At 58.9% G+C, this 22,042-nt stretch carries 18 protein-coding genes; 11 read left to right on the forward strand and 7 right to left on the reverse strand.

The features are described 5' to 3' along the window. The first annotated feature begins 64 nt into the window (after positions 1-64). From ACN0XM_RS11965 to ACN0XM_RS11975, 3 genes are all read left to right on the forward strand, one after another. Positions 65-2,515: an acyl-CoA dehydrogenase gene (locus tag ACN0XM_RS11965; RefSeq protein WP_417567173.1), complete on the forward strand. Its 2,451-nt coding sequence runs from the start codon at positions 65-67 to the stop codon at positions 2,513-2,515. A 17-nt stretch (positions 2,516-2,532) separates the two neighbouring features. Continuing rightward, a complete protein-coding gene (gene crcB / locus ACN0XM_RS11970) occupies positions 2,533-2,913 on the forward strand; it encodes a fluoride efflux transporter CrcB (protein ID WP_417567174.1) in 381 nt (126 codons plus the stop codon). 239 nt (positions 2,914-3,152) lie between these two features. Beyond that, on the forward strand, positions 3,153-3,359 hold the full coding sequence (locus ACN0XM_RS11975; protein WP_044389091.1) for a cold-shock protein: 207 nt from the start codon (positions 3,153-3,155) through the stop codon (positions 3,357-3,359). 146 nt (positions 3,360-3,505) lie between these two features. Here ACN0XM_RS11975 and ACN0XM_RS11980 read toward each other — a convergent pair whose 3' ends face one another. Beyond that, a complete protein-coding gene (locus tag ACN0XM_RS11980; protein WP_417567175.1) occupies positions 3,506-4,312 on the reverse strand; it encodes a dienelactone hydrolase family protein in 807 nt (268 codons plus the stop codon). Positions 4,313-4,466: 154 nt separating this feature from the next. Here ACN0XM_RS11980 and ald point away from each other — a divergent pair, with 154 nt between their 5' ends. From ald to ACN0XM_RS12000, 4 genes are all read left to right on the forward strand, one after another. After that, complete coding sequence (gene ald, locus ACN0XM_RS11985) at positions 4,467-5,585, forward strand: alanine dehydrogenase (RefSeq protein WP_417567176.1); 1,119 nt, start codon at positions 4,467-4,469, stop codon at positions 5,583-5,585. Between the two features lie 23 nt (positions 5,586-5,608). Continuing rightward, positions 5,609-6,181 carry a glutathione S-transferase N-terminal domain-containing protein gene (locus ACN0XM_RS11990; RefSeq protein ID WP_417567177.1) on the forward strand — a complete coding sequence of 191 codons (573 nt, stop codon included), beginning with the start codon at positions 5,609-5,611 and terminating at the stop codon, positions 6,179-6,181. A 188-nt stretch (positions 6,182-6,369) separates the two neighbouring features. Next, positions 6,370-6,981 (forward strand): Yip1 family protein, encoded by a 612-nt coding sequence (locus tag ACN0XM_RS11995; protein WP_417567178.1) that lies wholly within the window; start codon positions 6,370-6,372, stop codon positions 6,979-6,981. 174 nt (positions 6,982-7,155) lie between these two features. After that, positions 7,156-9,882 (forward strand): cation-translocating P-type ATPase, encoded by a 2,727-nt coding sequence (locus ACN0XM_RS12000; protein ID WP_417567179.1) that lies wholly within the window; start codon positions 7,156-7,158, stop codon positions 9,880-9,882. Here the strand turns inward: ACN0XM_RS12000 and ACN0XM_RS12005 are convergent. Continuing rightward, a complete protein-coding gene (locus tag ACN0XM_RS12005) occupies positions 9,863-12,280 on the reverse strand; it encodes a xylulose 5-phosphate 3-epimerase (protein ID WP_417567180.1) in 2,418 nt (805 codons plus the stop codon). The two genes, ACN0XM_RS12000 and ACN0XM_RS12005, sit on opposite strands and share 20 nt — an antisense overlap. A gap of 224 nt (positions 12,281-12,504) precedes the next feature. Between ACN0XM_RS12005 and ilvD the strand changes: the two genes are divergently transcribed. The 3 genes from ilvD (at position 12,505) to ACN0XM_RS12020 (ending at position 15,737) form a co-directional block, all read left to right on the forward strand. Further along, positions 12,505-14,193 (forward strand): dihydroxy-acid dehydratase, encoded by a 1,689-nt coding sequence (gene ilvD, locus ACN0XM_RS12010; RefSeq protein ID WP_417567181.1) that lies wholly within the window; start codon positions 12,505-12,507, stop codon positions 14,191-14,193. An 89-nt stretch (positions 14,194-14,282) separates the two neighbouring features. Further along, the gene (pbpG, locus tag ACN0XM_RS12015) at positions 14,283-15,239 is read left to right on the forward strand and encodes a D-alanyl-D-alanine endopeptidase (RefSeq protein ID WP_417567182.1); all 957 of its coding nucleotides are present in this window, start codon (positions 14,283-14,285) and stop codon (positions 15,237-15,239) included. Positions 15,240-15,257: 18 nt separating this feature from the next. After that, a complete protein-coding gene (locus ACN0XM_RS12020; RefSeq protein ID WP_417567183.1) occupies positions 15,258-15,737 on the forward strand; it encodes an asparaginase domain-containing protein in 480 nt (159 codons plus the stop codon). 2 nt (positions 15,738-15,739) lie between these two features. Here the strand turns inward: ACN0XM_RS12020 and ACN0XM_RS12025 are convergent, their stop codons facing one another. The 3 genes from ACN0XM_RS12025 to ACN0XM_RS12035 form a co-directional block, all read right to left on the reverse strand. Continuing rightward, complete coding sequence (locus ACN0XM_RS12025) at positions 15,740-16,432, reverse strand: pseudouridine synthase (protein WP_417567414.1); 693 nt, start codon at positions 16,430-16,432, stop codon at positions 15,740-15,742. Positions 16,433-16,437: 5 nt separating this feature from the next. Further along, a complete protein-coding gene (locus ACN0XM_RS12030; RefSeq protein WP_417567184.1) occupies positions 16,438-17,466 on the reverse strand; it encodes a metal-dependent hydrolase in 1,029 nt (342 codons plus the stop codon). A 61-nt stretch (positions 17,467-17,527) separates the two neighbouring features. Beyond that, positions 17,528-18,778, reverse strand: a complete 1,251-nt coding sequence (locus tag ACN0XM_RS12035; protein ID WP_417567185.1) for a lytic murein transglycosylase — start codon at positions 18,776-18,778, stop codon at positions 17,528-17,530. Between the two features lie 244 nt (positions 18,779-19,022). Between ACN0XM_RS12035 and ACN0XM_RS12040 the strand changes: the two genes are divergently transcribed. Continuing rightward, positions 19,023-19,904: a response regulator gene (locus tag ACN0XM_RS12040; RefSeq protein ID WP_417567186.1), complete on the forward strand. Its 882-nt coding sequence runs from the start codon at positions 19,023-19,025 to the stop codon at positions 19,902-19,904. Here the strand turns inward: ACN0XM_RS12040 and phoR are convergent. Continuing rightward, complete coding sequence (gene phoR / locus ACN0XM_RS12045) at positions 19,901-21,220, reverse strand: phosphate regulon sensor histidine kinase PhoR (protein WP_417567187.1); 1,320 nt, start codon at positions 21,218-21,220, stop codon at positions 19,901-19,903. The genes ACN0XM_RS12040 and phoR overlap by 4 nt on opposite strands. A gap of 53 nt (positions 21,221-21,273) precedes the next feature. After that, positions 21,274-21,966, reverse strand: a complete 693-nt coding sequence (gene phoB / locus ACN0XM_RS12050; RefSeq protein ID WP_417567188.1) for a phosphate regulon transcriptional regulator PhoB — start codon at positions 21,964-21,966, stop codon at positions 21,274-21,276. Between the last annotated feature and the right edge of the window lie 76 nt (positions 21,967-22,042).

Consider the following 22,042-nt stretch of genomic DNA (forward strand, 5'->3'; position numbering starts at 1 on the left):
GTACCGTGAACGTAACAAACTGTAGTCTTCAACATTCCCGAACCATGGATGACAGAGAGAACCTATGATGACTTTCATTCTGTTTGTAGCGGCGCTGGCTGGCTTATTGATCGTGATGCGGCGCGAGTCCGGAGCAATGTCCGCCATTGGTGTGATGGCTGTGACCGGTCTGCTCTCACTTGTTTTCGCCTCTGGCTGGCTGGCGCTGGTGCTGCTTATCGGTGCCGCGGCAACCGCAGCCGCAGGTCTGCCGGGCTTCCGCCAGAGCTGGCTGACGCCGCGCGTTTTTGCCATGTTCAAGAAAGTGGCGCCAAAGGTTTCGGATACCGAGAAAGTGGCTCTGGAAGCGGGCACTGTGGGCTGGGACGGCGAACTGTTTACCGGTCGCCCGGACTGGCACAACCTGCTGGTTAACCGCTACACCGGCCTGAGCGAGGAAGAACAGGCCTTCGTGGATAATCAGTGCACCCAGGCCATCTCCATGTGCAACGCGTGGGACGTGGCGGTTGAGCGTGCAGACTTGCCGAAGGAGCTGTGGGATTTCCTCAAGAAGGAAAAATTCTTCGGCATGATCATCCCGAAGGAATTCGGTGGCCTGGAATTTTCGGCCAAGGCCCAGACTGCTGTTCTGCAGAAGCTTGCTGCGAACGAATCGCTGATGGTTTCCGTGGGCGTGCCCAACTCCCTTGGCCCGGGGGAATTGCTGGTCAAATATGGAACTGACGAACAGAAGAATCATTACCTGCCACGCCTGGCCGATGGCCGCGAGATTCCCTGTTTCGGCCTGACCGGTCCCCGTGCCGGATCAGACGCAACCTCGCTGCCGGACACCGGCATCGTCTGCAAGCAGGAGGTGGATGGCAAGGAAGTGGTCGGTATCCGGCTCAATTTTGAGAAACGCTGGATAACCCTGGCCCCCATCGCCACCGTTGTCGGCCTGGCCTTCCGGATGTTTGATCCGGACGGTCTGCTGGGCGAGACCGAAGATTACGGTATCACCTGTGCCCTGATCCCACGGGACACCAAGGGTATGGAGATCGGTCGCCGCCATTGCCCCATCGGCAGCCCGTTCCTGAACGGACCGATCAAGGGCAAGGATGTGTTTATTCCACTGGATTACATCATCGGTGGCGTGGACATGGCGGGCCAGGGCTGGCGCATGCTGGTTGAATGCCTGTCGGTTGGCCGTTGTATTACCCTGCCTTCCGGCGCGGCTGGCGCGGCGGCCTATTCGGTGGGCACGGCAGGTGGCTTTACCCGGATCCGTCGCCAGTTCAATACGCCGGTTGCAGATATGGAAGGTGTTCAGGAGCCTCTGGCCCGGATCGCCGCCAAGACCTATATCTCGCAGGCGGCGGTTAACCACACCGCCAACATGATCGACAAAGGCGAGAAGCCGGCGGTTCCGTCTGCCATCCTCAAGTATCACCTGACCGAGTTCCAGCGTGGCATCCTCACCGACGCCATGGATGTTCATGGGGGAAAGACCGTGACCCTCGGCCCCCGTAACTACCTGGGCATTGGCTACAGCGGTGCTGCCGTTTCGATCACCGTTGAGGGTGCCAACATCATGACGCGCAGTCTGATGATCTTCGGTCAGGGCGCGATCCGCTGCCATCCGTATGTGCTCAAGGAACTAGCGGCCAAAGATAACGATGATATCAACGCCTTTGACGACGCCTTCTTTGGCCATGCCGGCCTGATCTTTGGCAATGCTGCCCGGGCCTTCACCCAGGCACTGGGCCTCGGCCGGGCGGACGTGCCATTCGACAGTGCCGGCCGCAAATACGCTCAGGCTGTTGCCCGGTTCAGTGCTGCCTTCGGCCTGTGCTCCGATGCGGCCATGACTACCCTGGGCAGCGAGCTGAAAATGCGGGAGCTTATCTCGGCGCGCCTGGGCGATATGCTGTCCAATCTGTATCTTGCCTCCATGGTGCTCAAGAACTGGCATGAGACCCAGCCGGTGGAGGGCGAGAAGGAAGTCATGGAATACAGTCTTGGCCTGCTGTTGCATCGTACGGAAGATGCGCTGGATGGGTTCCTGCAGAACTTGCCTAACCGCGCTGTGGCGATGGTGTTGCGCGCGGTAACCATGCCGCTTGGTCGGCGCTGGGGCGGCCCCCAGGACGATCTGGCCCGTAAACTGGCCCGCGCCATTTCTACCGATACGCCGATCCGCACCAAATTGATCGCCAGCGTATGGACCACCGATGGCGAGGGCACCGTGGAGAATCCGGTCGCCCGTTACAACGGTTTGCTGAAAGACTATGACAAGGCCGAACAGCTCTACCGTAAGGTCACCAAAGCCTACGCCAAGGGCGAACTGCCCATGACGGCGCTGCATCCGGAAGAGCGGTTCGAAGCGGCCCTTGAAGCAGGCGTCTACACCAAGGAGGAAGCGGACTTCATGCGCGAGTATGAAACCGTGGTGCTGGAGATGCTGACCGTGGACGACTTCCCGTTTGATGCCTTTGCGCAGAACAAGAAGTCGGTGATTGATCACAACCCTGCCTGACCGGAGACTGCCCTGACATGTGGTTGTCTTTTCTTGCCGTAAGTGTTGGCGCCATGATCGGCGCCAACCTTCGTTGGGCTCTGGGGTTGTGGCTCAACACAACCTACCATGCAGTTCCATACGGTACGCTGGTCGCCAACCTCAGTGGTGGCTGGCTGATCGGGCTGTTGATCGGGTATTTCAGTCATGGCAGCACCCTGGCTCCGGAGTGGCGGTTGTTTGCCATTACCGGGCTATGCGGCGCGTTGACCACGTTTTCTACCTTCTCTCTCGAGATGTTTGCTGCTCTCCAGGAAGGCAAGTGGGCGATGGCCATTACCGGTATTCTGGCCCACGTTGTCGGCTCCATCCTTATGACTGCATTGGGAATTTACACCTTCGGACTGGTGAAGGGCTGATGGGTATCTCTACCTACATTTTTTTCTTGAAAATACCCTTGGCAAGTCTCAGATTCAGGAGTAGAGTTAAAAACGTAGGAAAGATTCAGCAAAGCATTTCATGAATAAGACGTACTCCGCAGTTAGTAGTGACCGTCCTGTTTTTGATTCCGCGAGTTCTGTATTTCCGTAAAACGTCGACCTTGCACCATCAAGGTGTGTGGCGGCAGATAATATGATTGATTTCAGGAAGTTTAAGTATGTCTACTACTACCGGTACTGTTAAGTTCTTCAACGAAGCAAAAGGCTTTGGCTTTATCACTCGTGAAGGCGGCCCGGACGTTTTTGTTCACTACAGCGCTATTCAGGGCAGCGGTTTCAAAACTCTGGCAGAAGGCCAGCAGGTTGAGTTCACCGTTACCCAGGGCCAGAAAGGTCCTCAGGCGGAGAACGTTGTTCCCCTGTAATCCTTGATGGATTCGGGAATAACCGCCAAAAAGGCAGCTTCGGCTGCCTTTTTTTTGTGTGTTTTATGGGCCGGCCCCTTGAGGGGTGCCTCAAAAAAACCCGGCGAAATCGCCGGGTTTTGTGATCTTACCGGTACGCCGGTGGGTTACTGGCCGAAAATTTCCTCATAAAACCGCATGGCCCCCGTCCAGGAGCGGGTCGCGGCCTCTTCGTCATAGCCAATCGGCATTCCAAACTCTTCGGCAACCTTGTCTGCGCCAGGGTTGGTGAACGAGTGCAGTACTCCGGGGAAGGTCATCAGCGTGAGGTCGACTTGTGCGTCCTGCATTTCCTTGACCAGCCCTGCGACCTGCTCGGAGGGAACCATCTTGTCGGCACCACCGGTGTACACCTGAACCCGTGCCTTTACCATGCCCGGCTCAGCGGTGATCGGGCTGCCCAGAGCGCCGTGAAAGCTGACCACACCATCCAGATCCACGCCCATCCTGGCCATATTCAGGACGACAGCGCCGCCAAAGCAGTAGCCTTGTGCCGCCATGCGTGAACTATCAACACTTTCATGGCTCTTCAGGATCTCCATTGCTTTCATGAAACGGGCTTTGACCTGATCCATGTCCTTGGTGGCTTCCTGCATGAACTTCTGGGCGGTGTCAGGATGGTCGGCCTGTTTGCCGGAACCATACATGTCCAGGGCAAATGCGGTATAACCTGCCGCAGCCAGTTTCTCTGCCTGGTCCCGGGCGAACTCGTTATGGCCCCACCATTCGTGAACCACCAGAATGCCGGGGCGCTTCTGCTCGAACTCATCGTCCCAGGCCATGTAACCGGTGAAAGCAGTATCACCGATTTTGTATTCGACGGTTTTGGTCTGCATTTCTGCCAGTGCCTGTGTGCTTGTGAAAATCACTGAAAGGGTCGCGGTTGCGACTGCTTTTTTGAGCGTAATCATCATTTTTTTCCTGCTCCCTGTGGGTCGGATTGACTTTTATCCAGGGTCTTACGCCTGGAACCGGTAAACCGATGCAATCAGTTGCCAAACCAGTATAGGACCTTTTGACTACACTTCATGCAGACACCTACAAATTAGCAAAGTCGGGAGGCAGTGCATGAAAATCGGTGTGCCGAAGGAAATCAAGAATCGTGAATACCGGGTTGGCATGACACCGGCGGCGGTTCATGAACTTTGCAGCCATAGCCATGAGGTCTTTGTGGAGACCGGTGCCGGCATCGCGATCGGATTTTCCGATGACGATTACAGACAGGCAGGGGCCAGGATTCTGGACACCGCAGAGGAGGTCTTCAATACGGCGGAACTGATCGTCAAGGTCAAGGAACCTCAGGCCCCAGAGCGGGCGATGCTGCGGCCGGATCACACGCTGTTTACCTACCTCCATCTGGCTCCGGACAAGCCCCAGACCGATGATCTGGTGAAGTCCGGCGCCACCTGCATTGCCTATGAGACCGTGACCGACCCCGCCGGCCATTTACCCTTGCTGGCGCCCATGTCGGAAGTGGCTGGCCGGATGTCGATTCAGGCGGGCGCCCATTGTCTGGAAAAGGCCATGGGAGGGCGGGGTGTACTGCTGGGTGGTGTGCCCGGGGTCAGCCCGGCGCGGGTTGCCGTCGTTGGCGGTGGTGTCGTTGGCCAGAATGCCGTGGCCATGGCAGTGGGGCTCGGTGCCCAGGTCACGGTGCTGGATCGCAACATGGCGGTTCTCCGACACCTCGACCATCTGTATGGCAACCGGATAACCACACTGTTTTCCACCGCCCAGACCCTGGATCAGGCGGTGACGGAATCGGATCTGGTCATTGGCAGTGTCCTGATTCCCGGTGCCTCGGCACCCAAACTCATCACCCGGGACATGATCCGGCGTATGCCAGAGGGCAGCGTACTGGTGGATGTGGCGATTGATCAGGGCGGCTGTGCCGAAACCTCAAGGGCAACAACCCACGATGACCCCACGTACATTATTGATGGTGTGGTACATTACTGCGTGGCCAACATGCCCGGCGCCGTTGCGCGCACATCGACACTGGCGCTGAACAATGTGACCCTGCCGTTTGTGGCGGCACTGGCCAACAAGGGCCCGGACCGGGCCATGAAGGAAGACCCGCACCTGCGGGCCGGGCTTAATGTGGCGGCTGGCAAGGTAACCTACAGGGAAGTGGCTGAAGCCACCGGGCACTCATACACCAACCCTGAATCCCTGCTGGGATCCTGAGCGGAAAACACTCTGGAGACACCATGAAACTGATTGGATCCACCACTTCACCTTACGTTCGACGTATCCGCATTCTGCTGGATGAGGAGCCCTATGAATTCATCAACCTCAACATCTATGGTGAAGGCCGGGACGAACTCAGACGCAATAACCCGACGCTTAAAATTCCGGTACTCGAAGATGAGGGTCAGGAGATCTATGATTCGCGCATTATCGCCCGCTACACCAGTGCCAAGCAGGGCCGGGATCCGCTGACCTGGAATCAGGAAAACCAGCTGACCATGATCGACGGTGCCAATGATTCCGCCGTCACCATGCTGCTTTCAGAAAAGTCCGGCATTGATACCAGCCAGGACCTGATGTTCTATAACCTGCAGCGGGAGCGGATCATGACCACGCTGCGGACATTGACAGCAATGGTGGAAGACGGTCAGTTCGAGACCTGGAACTACCCGGCCATCTGTCTGTATTGCCTGATAGACTGGCTGGATTTCCGGGATCTGGTGGATTTCAGCGGCATTGAAAGCCTTCTGGCGTTTCGCGACAGCCGCAAGGATTACCCCTGGGTGGCGGAGACCGATCCCCGCAACTCCTGATGCCTCCGCGGCCGGTATCTTCCGGCCGCACTTGTTTGAATTCAGGATTACGAACGCTTTTTCATTGGTTGCCCTTTCCACTCTTCCATTCTTGACTATAGTTAAGAGTAAGGAACGGCTGCTGATCCGACAGTGTCCCGATCCCGTATTTCAAAATACCAACAACAGCAAAAAAAGGGGGGTTGTCCATGCTCCTGTCACATGCGTTCGGTCTCTTTACCCATCCTGATGAAGAATGGGCTTCCATACGGAAAGAACATGAAACACCACGCAGGGTCTACGTTGCCTATGTCCTTGTTTTGGCAGCTATTGCACCTGTCTGCGCTTATATCTCGACGGCGTACTTTGGCTGGACGGTGGGCAACGAGCGGCTGATAAAGCTGACCGAAATCAGCGCAATGCAGCTCAGCGTGCTGACGTATCTGGCGATGCTCGTTGGCGTGTTTGCGCTCGGGTATGCGATCAACTGGATGGCGAAAACCTATGGCGCCAAGGAAGAACATGTGCCCTCCAATGGCATTGCGCTGGCGGCCTATTCCTGTACGCCGCTTTTCCTGGCGGGTTTTGCCCTGCTATACCCGGTGCCCTGGTTCAACGCCATCGTTTTTCTGATCGCCTCTTGCTACGGCGCCTGGCTCATGTACGACGGCTTGCCGATCGTCATGGGTGTCGAAAAGGAACAGGCGGTAATGTACGCGGGGGCTTTGCTCACGGTTGCTCTGGTCATCCTGGTTTCCACACGGGTCGGTTCCGTGATTCTCTGGAACCTCGGGGTAGGGCCGGTCTTTATCAGCGGCTAGATCCGTTTTCAGCGGATTCCAAGAAACAAGAAAGGGGAGCTCCGCGCTCCCCTTTCTTGTGCCGGGTAAACGTTTCGTGAGCGGTTAGCTATCCTTGCTTGATACAGCGCAATCCACCCCGGGTTCCTCCTGAGGTTTAATGGTGATATCGCGGGGGTAGGGAGCAATGACGGCATGGCAGAGGCCGAAGAGCGGAAAAACGGTGAGTTGCATCAGCAGGATACGGAATGGCACGTACTTGAGCCGGTGGCTGTCAGGGAACAACTGTGGGCAGAGGGGCCCCTGCCGACGGAGGAAGCTCAGAATCGCCTGACCCAGTATGGCCCCAATGCGCTACCGGAAGCTCGCACCAAGGGGGCGTGGACTCGGCTTGGCCGGCAACTCCGCAATTTTCTGATCTACGTGTTGGCAACGGCTGCGGTGATTACGGCCAGCCTCGGTCATTGGGTGGACGCCGGGGTGATTATGGCGGTTGTTGTTATCCAGACTCTGGTAGGCTTCATCCAGGAAGGGAAAGCCGAGCAGGCTTTGTCGGCCATCCGCCACATGCTGGCCCCCAAGGCCCGGGTGGTAAGGTCGGATGGCCAGCACCAGATCGACGCATCCGGGCTTGTTCCGGGTGATACCGTTCTGCTGGAGCCTGGCGATCGGGTTCCCGCCGACCTTCGTCTGGAAAAATCCCACAACCTGAAAATCGATGAAGCCATCCTCACCGGCGAATCCGAAGCCGTCGACAAATCGACGGGAGCGGTTGCTTCGGAAGCGGCACTTGGGGACCAGACCGGTATGGCTTTCTCGGGCACCATGGTTGCGACCGGCGCCGGTCGGGGCATCGTGGTCCGAACCGGTGCCAATACCGAAATCGGCCGCATATCCGGGTTGCTTGCCCAGACCACAACCCTGAAAACACCCTTGCTGGAACAGATGGACAAATTTGCCCGTATTTTGTCCATTATTGTAATCGTTGCCGGCATTGCGATTTTCTTTGGCGGGCTTTGGTTCAGCGGCCTGCCGTTCCGGGAACTGTTCATGGCCGTGGTCGGGCTCACGGTTGCAGCCATTCCCGAAGGTCTGCCCGCGATCCTGACCATTACCCTGGCCATCGGCGTTCGCCAGATGGCTCGCCGAAAAGCGGTCGTCCGGCGAATGCCGGTGATCGAGACTCTCGGCGCCGTCTCGGTAATCTGCTCTGATAAAACGGGAACCCTGACCCGTAACGAAATGATGGTAACCCGGGCAGTGCTGTCTGGTGCCCGGCTGGAGGTAACCGGGGAAGGGTACGATTTTGATGGCGCGGTGAATGGTGAAAGCGGCCAGCTGGCGGAATCGCCCCTGCTGGGCGAGTTGGCACGGGCATCGGCGCTGTGCAACGACGCTCATGTGCATCACGATTCCGGCCAGGTCCATATCAATGGCGATCCCATGGAAGCCGCGCTCTCAGTGTTTGCCCGTAAAGCCGGGTTTGATGTGGAAAGTGGAGCCATCGACTGGCCCCGGAAAGACGAAATCCCCTTCGATACCCAGAATCGATTTATGGCAACGTTGAACCACGATCATCATGGCCACAGTGTTATCTACCTCAAAGGTGCGCCGGAACGCATTCTCGACATGTGTGCCAGCGAGGTTGCCGAGTCCGGTGAGACAATGGCCCTGAGCCGGGCATTCTGGGATCAGGTGATTACCGAGATGGCATCGGAGGGGCTCCGGGTGTTGGCTCTGGCCCGTAAACCGGCAGAGCGGGGCTTCACGGAGCTGGCGATTGAAGATCTGGAGGAAGGCGCGGAGCTGCTCGGCCTGGTCGGGTTGCTAGACCCGCCCCGGCATGAGGCGATCCGGGCCATAGCCGACTGCCACGACGCTGGAATCCGGGTCAAGATGATCACCGGAGACCATGGGGTAACAGCCGGGGCGATTGCCCGGAAGCTGGGGCTGAAAAATACCGGGCGGGTGCTGACAGGCAAAGAACTGGACCATCTTGATGATGACCAGCTACGTGACCTTGTTGGCGAAGTGGATGTTTTTGCCCGCACCAGTCCCGAACACAAATTGAGGCTGGTGAAAGCGCTTCAGGCCTTGCATGGTGTGGTGGCCATGACTGGCGACGGGGTAAATGACGCGCCTGCTCTGAAACGGGCGGATGTGGGCATTGCCATGGGGGTAAAGGGGTCCGAAGCGGCCCGGGAGGCCTCTTCCGTGGTGTTGCTGGATGACAACTTTGCCAGTATTGCCGCCGCCGTGCGCGAGGGCAGAACCGTTTACGCCAACCTTAAGAAGGGCATTGCCTTCATGCTACCGATTAATGGTGGCGAATCCATCAGCCTGATTACGGCTCTGTTGCTAGGTTTGACCCTGCCAATCTCCGCCCTGCAGATTCTTTGGGTTAACATGGTCAGCTCTGTTGTCCTGGCCATGACCCTGGCGTTCGAGCCGGCGGAGCCGGATGTCATGAAACACCCGCCGCGGCCCCGGGACGAGTCCCTGCTTCGGGGATTCGTGGTCTGGCGGGTAGCCTTTGTTTCGTTGCTTTTCCTGGTGGGCATCTTTGCGGCTTGGTACTGGGCCATGCATCATTATGGCAGCGAAACCACGGCCCGGACTCTGGCAGTCAACACACTGGTGGCCATGGAAATGTTTTACCTGTTTGCGGTGCGGTATCTGGACAGCGCCTCGATTACCTTGCGCGGTGTGTTGGGAACGCCAATTGTGTTAGCCGCAGTGGCAGTGGTGATTGCGTTACAGTTGCTATTCACCTATCTGCCGTGGTTCAACCGTACCTTTGGTAGCGAGGGGTTGAGCCTCGAGATGCTCGGCTTTGCCGCCGGCTCCGGCGTAGCGCTTCTGGTGGTTCTGGAGCTCGAGACCGCGATTAGAAAACGCCTGCTCAGGGCAGGCCCCGGATAATCACGATCGGGTCGCCCCGACCTTCCACCGCAGCCAGTTCGGCACTGGACAGCCACTCGCCGGGCGGCTTGTCCATAACGTTGGCGCAGGCGGCCAGGGTATGGGCCCAGGAGCAGCCATTGGCGAACAGCATGCCGGCCTCGTTCAGGGTGCCGCCCCGATTGATGTAGCCAAGAACCCGTGCTCGTGAAGGTTCGGGGAACAGCGGATACAGATGCCCGCGGAATACTTCGGGGCGCATGTGGGTAAGGGCGACCCGGCAATGAATGCGTTGGGGGAATAGCCGCTCGCGTTCAAATTCAGACAGGCAGGTCTCGGCTTCCATCGTGTCCCGTGGCTGCCGGAATCGCCCGGGCTCCTGGATGTAGACCAGCCGGAACGGTGTGCCGGTTTCCCGAAGGCGTTCGCAGGCCCTTATGGCTTCAGATAACTGGTAGGCGCCGTTGGCCATCAGAAGCAGCGGCTCGCCGGCAGACGTGTCCTCGTCCACTACCAGAGCGCCGTGCCTGGCCAGCAAATTGGCTTCACGAGTATTGAAGACGCAGGGCCGTTCGCGCTTGGGAATGACCATGCAGCTTATTGTGCCCCGTTCGCTGAACACCGACGGCAGCGAGGCGAGCGTGCTGTTGTAGTCTGCGGGAAACAGGACCCGGGAAACGTCATTCATTTCTCCTAGCAGACCTTCACAGAAGGTGGTGTCCTGGTGGGACTGCTCGTTCTTGCCATTTTCCCAGGTGTGGGACGTGGCAATCACCGGCAGGCCAAGCCAACGTGGTGGTCGGCCGACCTCTTTCTGGTGCCGGGCAAAAATCAGCTCCTGGCGGACGGCCCCGAGCATTTTCACACAGAAGGCCTCGTAGCTTGCCACCAGATTCAGCCCGGCCTTGTTGGCCAGACAGGCGGACACCACAGCCTCCTCATTGAGGGCGGTGATGATCTTGCCGTGAACCGACTCCTGATTATTTTCCGGATCGTTGACCCGGTGTTTCAGATCCTCCAGCACGCCGCCAAGCCGATTGCTCGCCAGCTCGTCCGGGTTGCCCACTCTGGCTCTCAGGCCAGGATTCTCGGCCACCAGTGCCCGGAAAAAGTCATCCACCGCCTTCATGGGTGAGGTTTGATCCGGGTTGGGTGGCAGTTTCGGAATCACCAGGTCCGGCGGGTTTCGGATTGCCAGGGGGTGATCCCGCTCCAGCGGGCGGGCCTGCTGTGCGTGCTGATTCAGCTGGGCTATGCTGTTATGAAGTTCATCCGGTGCCACCCATAAACGGGCCACGTGGTCATTGAACAACTCCCGGGCATGGGCATCCATGCGAGGGTTGCCCGGAAGCGGCAGGTTGTGGGCAGCATTGCTGCCGGCTCCGTAAAACCCGTAGCCCTTGACCGTCTCCGCGATGCCGTAGGGCACCCGTACCGGATAGCGACTGTTTCCTTTCAGGGCCGCCTCGCCATTGGCCGCAAGTGCCTGTTCCATCTCGTAGATGGCGCAGACAAAAGCAGCAGGGTCCCGGCCATCAAACCGGAAGGGCACGAAGCCACGGTGCTCCAGATGCGCCTCAAAGCGTTCAAGGCCCTCGCGAGTGCCCAGTTCGGTGCGCTGTTCAATGCGCCGGCCATTGGCAATCATCACCGGCATCACGGCGCCACAATCCTCCGCCCGCCACCAGCGTGGAATCCAGTCGCTGCCCCGTTGTTCTTCGGCGGCACCGTCGGACAGAAACGCGACCAGAGACTCTCCGGGTAGCGGCATATGGGCATATTGAAGCTCGGCAAACCCCAGATAGCCGCCTTCCAGAATGCCGCCGGCCGTGTGCGGATTAACATGGCTCCCCAAGGGAGCAGCCATGGTTCCATCCGGGTTTTGCCGGTAATTGTAGAAGTCGGCCACCAGAGCCGAGAGTCCGTCTGGGCCGCGATAACGTTCCTTTTGTTCCGGGTGCAGGTTGCCGGTAAGAACATTCAGGGCGTCCACGGCGGCCACGCAGTGGCCCTGACCCATCAGCCAGCTTCGGGTGTGGCCGGTCAGGTTGTTCAGTGCCAGGTAGGCAGCATAGGCCGGCACCATGTTCAGGGAGCCGCCGGTATGGCCTTCCGGGCTGGTTTTAAAATCCTGGGAGGTCAGTGGTTGCCCGGAGACATCCACTCGCCGGGCATAGGTCATGTGGACCACCAGCCACAACCCGGCACTGGTAAGGCGGTCCAGGTCCGCAAGCTTGCGATAGACAGCCGCGGCATCCGGCTGGTGTCCCGCCGCTACAAGATGCTCCGCGAGGACCCGTACCCGTTGTTTGGTTGCTTCTCCATGATGGACAACACCATAGCCGTCGCACCAGCGCCGATAATCCGGGCAGTCCGAAGCGGTGTTATCCACCGGTGCTGATGGAATGGGTGATGGCATGGTATGCCTCCATGGCTCCAGTGTGTCTGCAAATTGTAGAGCCACCTCTGAAAGCTCCCATTGATTCAGGTCATTCGGAAATACATCTTTCTTTCACCACTTTTGACTAGGGGCGTGTAGGTGGGTAGCCGAGCCGCATAGGACTTTGGAAGCGGAATGCCCGTTGCCGATTGCCATGGTTTCTGAGAGTCTGGTCGGATAAGTCATTTGAAAACGGAGCTCCCATGACGCAAGACACAAATCAGGACAAACGCCGGAAATATTCTTCGCCTGTGGTGGACGGCATTAGCAAATCCGCCAGTCGCGCCATGCTTCGGGCGGTCGGGTTCACCGATGACGATTTCAGGAAGCCCCAGATCGGGATTGCGTCTACTTGGAGTAACCTTACGCCCTGCAATATGCACATCAATCAGCTGGCCGAAGAGTCGGCCGCCGGTGCCGATGAGGCCGGAGGCAAGTCGCTGATCTTCAATACCATCACGGTTTCGGATGGCATTGCCAATGGTACCGAAGGCATGAAGTATTCCCTGGTGTCCCGGGAGGTAATTGCAGATTCCATTGAGACGGTTGCTGGCTGTGAGGGCTTTGATGGCTTGGTGGCCATCGGTGGCTGCGACAAGAACATGCCCGGCTGCATGATGGGGCTGGCTCGCCTGAACCGGCCGTCGGTGTTTGTCTATGGCGGCACCATTATGCCCGGTGAGAACCATACCGATATCATCTCCGTTTTCGAGGCCGTGGGTGCCCACGCCCGGGGCGATCTGGATCTGATTGAGGTCAAGCAGATCGAGGAAACCGCGATTCCGGGGCCGGGGTCCTGTGGCGGCATGTATACCGCTAACACCATGGCGTCTGCCATTGAGGCCATGGGCATGAGCCTGCCGGGCAGCTCCGCCCAGAACGCAGTGTCAGACACCAAAGCGGCGGATTGTCGTGGTGCCGGGGCCGCGGTGCTGAACCTGCTGGAGAAAGACATCAAGCCCAGCGACATCATGACGCGGAAAGCCTTTGAGAATGCCATCACCGTGGTGATTGCCCTGGGTGGATCCACCAATGCGGTGCTGCATCTACTGGCCATGGCCAGTACGGTGGGTGTGGATCTGGAGCTGGAAGACTTTGTCGAGATTGGCAAGCGGGTGCCGGTACTGGCGGATCTTCGTCCGAGCGGGCATTACATGATGTCGGAGCTGGTGGCCATTGGCGGTATCCAGCCTCTGATGAAGATGCTGCTGGACCGGGGCCTGCTGCACGGCGAATGCCTGACCGTGACCGGTCAGACCCTGGCGGAGAACCTGGCCGACGTTGCGCCCTATCCGGAGGGGCAGGACATCATTCACGCCTTTGATAACCCCATCAAGGCTGACAGTCATCTGCGCATCCTGTTCGGCAATCTGGCGCCGACCGGCGCGGTGGCCAAGATCACCGGCAAGGAAGGCACTCACTTTGCCGGCCGGGCCCGGGTATTCCATTCGGAAGAAGAGGCCCAGGAGCGGATTCTGGATGGCACGGTGGTGGCCGGTGATGTGCTGGTTATCCGTTATGAAGGCCCGAAAGGTGGGCCAGGCATGAGGGAAATGCTCAGCCCCACGTCCGCCATTATGGGCAAGGGCCTTGGCAGCGACGTGGCGCTGATAACCGATGGGCGGTTTTCCGGGGGCAGCCACGGGTTCGTGGTTGGCCATATCACGCCGGAAGCGGCCGAGGGCGGTCCCATTGCGCTGGTTGAGGATGGCGACACCATTACCATTGATGCCGTCAGCAACAGGATCGAGCTGGGTGTATCGGATCAGGAGCTGGAACAACGCCGACAAGCATGGCGGGCGCCAGCGCCGCGCTTTACCCGGGGCGTGCTGGCGAAATATGCCCGTACGGTGAGTTCGGCGTCCAAAGGCGCCATTACCGATTTGCCATGAGCTGATGCTGCTGGCGGATCGCTGGTACAATGACGGTATGGTATGGCAGGTTCGGCCCGGACAAAAAACAAGAGAAGAGGTTTTCACGCATGCGTAACCGGAGCATTGCGGTTTGTTGGGTGTTTTTGCTGGCCCTGGTGGTGCCACTGTCTTTACAGGCCCATCAGCAGGAAAAGTCCCCGACTACATCAGCCGCCGAGAGACCAGAGGCGGGACCCAACCTGGCCTCGGTGAATGCGGCGGTTGCGGTTGCCGGTGAAGATGAGCTGGTTTTTGGCAAGAACGCGGATCGTTCAGTGCCCATTGCCTCTGTCACCAAACTGATGACGGCATTGGTGGTTCTCGAATCCGGGCAGTCTCTGGACGAATGGCTGACTTTTCACAAGCGCCACACCCCGGCCGCCGCGAACGCCTACAGCCGGATCCGCATTGACTCGCAGATGCGCCGTCGGGATGTTCTGAGAATCGCGCTGATGTCGTCTGAGAATTTTGCGGCCTACACCCTGGCCCGCAGTCACCCGGGTGGTTTTGATGCGTTCATCGAGGCGATGAATGCCAAGGCCCGGGCGCTGGGCATGACTGGAACCCGCTACGTAGACCCCACTGGGCTGTCATCCGACAATGTCTCTACCGCGTCCGACCTGGTCAAGGTGGCGAATGCGGCAGCAGCCCATCCCGAGATTGGTAAATATTCCACTACCGATTACTTCCGGGGCCAGTTCCGCAATCCCCGTTACAGTCTTTCGTTCGGCAATACCAATGCCCTGGTGCATAGGGACAGCTGGGGCGTGGCCCTGAGCAAGACCGGCTATCTCTCTGAAGCCGGGCGGTGTCTGGTGATGATTTCGCAAATGAATGGCAAGAAAGTGGTCACCGTGTTGCTGGACTCCCTGGGAACACGCTCGCCCATGGGCGATGCCGGCCGGATCAAACGCTGGCTGGACACCGGAGCCCGTGGGTCGGTGGCGGCCGCCGCGCGGCGCTATGAACGGGAACGGAACGCGGCCTATGCGACCGCCGGTAACAATACGGTCAGTGTAAACTGATCTTCGAGGAATCACGGCATGATCCAGATCTTCACCACTGGCGGCACCATCGACAAGGTTTACTTCGACGCCAACAGCGAATTTGAGGTGGGCCATACCCTGCTGCCGGAGCTGTTGTCCGAGTCCAACATTCACGAGGGCTACCGTCTGCGGGAGTTGATGCGCAAGGACAGCCTGGAAATGAACGACGCGGATCGGCAGTTGGTGCTGGAAGCGGTGACAGAGTGCGACTGTGACCGCATCATCATAACTCATGGCACCGACACCATGGCCGATACCGCGGCGACCGTGTCTGGGCTGAAGAACAAGACCATTGTGCTGACCGGTGCCATGCAGCCGGCGCGCATGCGCCGGACCGACGCGGTTTTCAATGTTGGTTTTGCCTGGGCGGCGGTGCAACTGCTGCCGCCCGGCGTCTACATTGCCATGAATGGTGAAGTGTTCGAGGCGGGTGCCGTCCGGAAGAATCTGAAGGCCCAGCGTTTCGAGCGCACCTGAGCTCAGCCGAGACTGTTCTTTTCTGCGCGGGTCAACTCTCGATAGCCGCCGGGTTCGAGGGCAGGATCCAACAGAACGGCGCCGATCTGCAATCGGTGCAGGGCCTCTACATGACCACCGACCGCTGCCAGCATGCGCTTGACCTGATGGTAACGCCCCTCAGAAATTGTCAGATCAATGGTGCTCTCACCCAGAATGTCTACTTGGGCCGGCCTGGTGGGTTTTGAGTCACTGTGCAGATGCACACCCTGCTCCAGCTCCCGGACCGCCCTGGAGGTTAACGGCTCACTCAGTGTCACCCGGTAGGTTTTCGGACAATCCGTTCGTGGCGAGGTGACCCGGTGAGACCATTGGCCATCGGTGGTCAGCAACAGTAATCCGGTGGTATCCGCATCCAGACGTCCGGCAATGTGGAGATTTCGGGTCAGTTCTGTTGGTAGCAGATCCAGTGCCGTCGGGTGATCGCTGTCGGTCGTCGCGCTTACCACACCTGCCGGCTTGTTCATCATCAGATAGCGTTCGCCCGGTAAAGCCAGCGGCTCCCCTGCCAGAACCACCTGTACATCCCTTGGCAGCTGGGTGTTGGCCGCTGTGCAGGTTTCACCGTTAACCGTCACCTCGCCTCCGGCAATGGCCCGTTTGGCCTCTTTACGGGAAAGCCCGGAGCTGTTGGCAACAAACTGGTCAAGTCGCATGGTGATCAGCAATGTTCTCCCGACGTGGGTGCACTCGGACTGGCCAGGCACAGCACTGGGGTTTCTCCGGTCATCCGGGACCACAACAGGGCGAGGGCTTCCGCCTTGACGTCAGGCCTTGGCATGCGAAAGCTCGCGGTAGGCTGTATGTTGCTGCCCTTATCTGTCGCCAGCACAAAGGTAAAGGGGTGGGCGCCGGGGATGCCGAGCCGTATATCTGTCGCCATAATTCTGCCGTCTGACCGGCTGTACGCGAGAAAGCCGCCGGTAAACCATTCCAACCGCTGGGCTTCTGGCAGATGCTCAACGGCCCTGGCAAGATCCCGTCGACGTGGGAAATACTGGAGGTTCAGGGGCGCACCGCCATCAAGAAAGCCGGTGACAATTTCGACCCGCTGGTCGCCTTCAATCGCGGTAGCCCGCCACAGCAAGGTGTTGAAGGGCATGGGCTGCACCATCAAGTCCGGGCTCGCCAGCCCGGCCTCGGCCAGTGCCGGCTGGACCCGTTGGGTGATAATCTGCTGCGCCGCCACACTCCAGCCCAGGTACAGGGTCGAGAGCGCCAGCCCGGCCACAATCGCCGTTTTAGCGGGCGGGCGCAACAGGAAGGCAATGCACCCTGCCAGCAATGGCAGGGTATAGAGCGGGTCGATAATAAAGATGCTGTTGATGGCCACTGGCGGCCCTATTGGCCAGAACAGTTGGGTGCCATAGGTGGTGAAAGCATCCAGTAACGGGTGCGTGATCAGAATAAGTCCAGTGAGGGCGAGCCAGCGCTGGAAGCTGAGCTGCGGTTTCCAGCGCCAGAGCAACCAAGCCAGTATCGTGGCAAGGGGGGCGAGAACAAACAACGAGTGGCTGAAGCCCCGGTGCTGGGTGAAGTTGGCTACGGCGGTTCCGTAGTCGATGACCACATCGAGGTCGGGCAGGGTTCCCAACACCGCGCCGGTGAGCAGGACCGAGCGGCCAAGGGTCTTGCCGGCAACGGCGCCGGCCAGGGTGGCGCCGAGCGCCGCCTGGGTGATGGAATCCATGTCGGTTCAGTCTCGCCTTAAACAGTGACCTGCAATAGTAGCCTGTTGCTAGGGTTCTGGATCACTGGTTGTTCAGAACCTCCAGCCTGGTCAGCACTGTTTCACCCGGATAACCGTCGGCGATCAGCCCGTTGGCGGCCTGGAACTGGCGGATGGCAGAGCGGGTTGCCGACCCCATGATGCCATCCGGTTTGCCAGTCTCATAGCCTCGCTCCAGCAAAGCTTCCTGCAGGCTGATGATGTTATCCCGGGACAGTGCCGGCGTATCCTCCGGCGGCGGGTTCTGCAGCGTTCCGGCTCCGGCAATTCGATCGGCCAGGTGACCAACCGCGATGGCGTAGAATTCCGAACGGTTCCAGCCCATGATTACCCTAAAGTTGTCGTAGGCGAGAAAGGCCGGGCCCTGGTGCCCGGCAGGCACCACCAAGGCTGCATCAATGGGTTCCCGGGCCAGTGGCTTGCCGAAAGCATCAGTAACGCCCATCTCCCGCCACTGCTTCAGGGGCAGCCGCCGCCCGTCCGCCAGGGAGTAGTCAAAATTGTCGGGCAGAAGAACTTCTCGGCCCCAGCGATAGTCACCGTTCCAGTTCATGGACTGAAGGAACTTGCCGGCAGACATCATGGCATCCGGCAGACTGTGCCAGAGGTCCCGGCGCCCGTCACCGTCGGCATCCACTGCGTGCTGCAAAAACACCGTGGGCATGAATTGTACATGGCCCATGGCCCCTGCCCAGGACCCTTCCATCTGGTCAGCCGGAATCGCGCCTTCATCGATGATGCGCAGGGCGGCTATCAGCTGTTTGGTGAAAAAGGTGCTCCGACGGGGATCGCAGGCCAGGGTGGTCAGGGAGCTGGGTACCGGCATTTTGCCAAAATAGCTGCCAAAGTTGGTTTCCAGCCCCCAGAAGGCAACCAGGTAAGGAGCCGGCACGCCGGTTTCCCGAGTAACGCGGGCCAGCAGCTCCTGATGTTCTTTCAGCAGTTCACGGCCCTTGCTGATCCGGTCATCGTTAACCCGCCGGTTCAGATAATCGGCAAAGGTGGTCGTGAACTCCGGTTGCCGGCGGTCCAGTTCAACGACCCGATCCAGATGCTCAGCCTCGGCCATCACCTCTTTGGCGGTTTCGCTGCTGACCCCGGCGGCAATGGCCTGTTCCTGCAGCCGGGCCTTGCACTCGGCAAAGCCTGCAGGCCCTGGTGCAGTGCTGTCCTGGGCGATGGTGGGCAGTGACAGGAGTGATAAAAAACCGGAAACCAGTAAGCCGCGGGTAAGGCGGCGAGGACGCAGAATCCTTGCAGGTGTGGTCAGCACACAGAACCTCGATCAGGGTAATGATGGTGTGAAAATTCCAGACCCCATGGTAGCGCGTTTTCGGGCCGGAGGAATATTGTTCGGAGCCGGGTGGAGTGACAATTGTTTAACCTGCCAGTTCCCGGAAAACCGCATTTGTGGTCTTTTTGTTGCCGGCAGGTTTCCGGCGTCGGCCTTTGTTCTATAGTTGACCCTGGGAACCGGGGTGAGAAAACCGGGAAGTGGATAGCCAAGGGTCTGAAATATGGTAATGCTGAAAGCGCTGGTGGTGGACGATGCCAGCTTTGTACGTGATCTGGTCAAGCGAACAGTGCGCCAGCGCTTTCCGGTAATCGAGACAACCGATGCCCAGAACGGCCGCCGGGCCCAGTCACTGATGTCCAGAACGGCGTTTGATCTGGTTCTGTGTGACTGGGAAATGCCGGAAATGTCCGGCTTGGAGCTGTTGCAGTGGATGCGCCAGCAGCCCCAGTACGAGAAAGTGCCGTTTATCATGATCACCAGTCGAGGCGACAAGGACCATGTGATTGAAGCGGTCAAGGGCGGCGTTTCTGAATACCTCGGCAAGCCATTCAGCCCGGATGGCCTGAGCAAGAAAATTATCAAGGTCATGGGCGGCAAACTGAAGGACGCTATGGGTCACAGCGGCAAGTCCATGGCCAGTCCGGCGGATGCCTTCACGGAATCTGCAGAGCTGCTGACTCGCAAGTCGGAGTCGGCGCCCGCACCGGAGGCGCCAGAGCGGCCGGCCCCGTCGTCGCCCCTGATGTCGGGTAGTCCGGCAGCCCAGAAACAGGCCGCCGCCCGCGGCGCAATGAGCCTTGCCTCTGTCCGATTTGCTGAAAGCACCCTGAAGTCGGTGGTCAAGGATATCAACCTGACCGAAGTCCGGGTGATCGCCAAACGGGACCAGGTGTTTCCCGGCATCCTTGACCAGGCGGTGGTCGATATCGAGACTGGAGAGGGGCAGATGGCCCGGTTGAATGGCTACGTGCATCAGTTACAGGCGGTGGACAAGCGCCAGGACACCGATTTCGTCAGCGTGACGATCCATTTTGTCGACGAGGATCCGAAGAAGTTGGAGGATCTGTCCAGGTTTATTGCTCGCTTTCGGGCGGGCCGTTAGTTTCCAGCTTTCTCCGGTATTCGCTCGACCAGCCTGTCCCGGGGGAAGTGGCAGATGAATTCGCTGCCTTCGCCAATGCGACTGCGAATTTCCAGGTTGCCATCATGATTCAGCAGAACGTGTTTGACGATTGCCAAGCCAAGCCCGGTACCTCCGGTGTCCTTGTGCCGGCTAGGATCAGCCCGGTAAAAGCGTTCCGTCAAGCGCGGGATGTGCACGGGATCGATGCCGATTCCGGTGTCTTTTACGGATAGATGGCCGCCTTCCCGGTTGGCGGACCAGGAAACAGTGATTTTCCCCCCGGCTGGGGTGTACTTCACAGCATTGAAGATCAGGTTGGAGAAGGCGCTACGTAGCTGGCTCTCATCCCCTTTGAGCAATCGGTGGTCACTGATCTGAACCGCGATTTCATGTTGCTTTTCACCACTCAGTGCCCGGGCATCATGGCTGATCTGGCTGATCAGTTGGTCCACATCCGTAAGGGTGTCATTCAACGTCTGTTCGCCGGTTTCAATCTTCGAAAGCAGGATCAGATCGGTAATCAGGGCTTCCATCCGGGACGACTGCGCGGCCATGGTGTTAATGGCCCGACGCCACTTCGGTGGCAGATCATCGGCGTTGTCGACCAGCGTTTCCAGATAGCCGCTGATCACCGTCAGCGGTGTCCGCATCTCGTGGGAAACGTTGCCAACAAAGTCCCGGCGCATTTGCTCCAGCTGGAACAGGCGGGTGACATCTTTGGCGACGATCAGGCGGTCGTTGTCACCGAACAGGCTGATCTGTATCTGCAAATGGATGTGGGGCTTGGCCGGGGAGTGAATTTCGAGAGGCTCCCGGTAATCCCGGGAATCAAAATAGGCCTTGAAGGCCGGCATGCGAATCAGGTTGTGGATGTACTGGCCCTGGTCCGTGTTGCGTCGGAATCCCAGAAGGTATTCGGCTGACCCGTTCCACCATTCCATGGCACCCCGGGAATCAGTCATGACCACACCATCGCGCATGGCGTTGGTGGATTCCTGCACCCGGTTGATCTGGGCCCTCAGGCGGTCCTGGGTTCTCAGATGATTCTGGTGAAGTTTGTGCAGGTTATCAAAGATGTCACCCCAGAGGCCGACACTCTGGGGCGCTTCGTCGGTGGCGCTGGGGTTGGCCAGCCACTGGTAAAGGCGTCGGGCCTGAACAAGCGTCCACCAGAGGTAGATGATCAGTCCGAACGTGAGCCCGTAAACAGGCTCGCCGAAGTAGAGGCCCACCATGGTGGAGCCAAACAGGCCACCGAGGATATAGCGCAGGTACCGAGACCAGTTGTGTTGCATCAAAAACTGCCTTGTGTCCGATCCGGGGCTGACACTCAGCTGGCCGGAGTTACTTACGCGGCTTTGGTCGAGAAGCGGTAACCGGTTCCCCGTACCGTCTGGATCAGATGGTCGTACTGGTCGCCAAGGGCCTTGCGAAGCCGGCGGATATGGACATCCACCGTTCGTTCCTCAACATAGACGTTACCACCCCAGACCTGGTCCAGAAGCTGGGAGCGAGTATATACCCGTTCCTGGTGAGTCATGAAGAACTGCAGCAGGCGGTACTCGGTGGGGCCCATGGTGAGAGCGCCCTCTTTGGTGGTGACCCGATGGCCCACCGGGTCGAGGGTCAGACCCTCCACTTCAATGGGGCTGTCCACGCCGGGAGGGGTCGCGCGCCGCAGCACCGCTTTCAGTCGGGCCACCAGTTCCCTGGGGCTGAAGGGCTTGGTGATGTAGTCATCGGCACCTACCTCCAGACCCTGGATCTTGTTGTCTTCCTCCACCTTGGCGGTAAGCATGATAATGGGAATGTCGGCGGTCGCCTCTTCTTTTTTCAGGCGACGGGCCAGCTCAACGCCACTGGTGCCGGGGAGCATCCAGTCGAGGAGCACTAGATCCGGGTGTTTGTCGACAATCAGGGCATGGGCTTCCCGGGCGTCCGCTGCCTCCAGATAGTCATAATCCGCCATTTCGAGGGCCACGGCGATCATCTCGCGGATAGGGGCCTCGTCATCGACGATCAGGACAGTTTTTCCAGTCATGAGCTTTAACCTGTGTCAGACCTTGGTTTATTGCTGCCTCATTACACCGCCCAAGTGTTACAAGTATATGACAGAC

The organism is Marinobacter sp. (assembly GCF_048269445.1).
In the GTDB taxonomy this organism is placed as follows: Bacteria; Pseudomonadota; Gammaproteobacteria; order Pseudomonadales; family Oleiphilaceae; genus Marinobacter.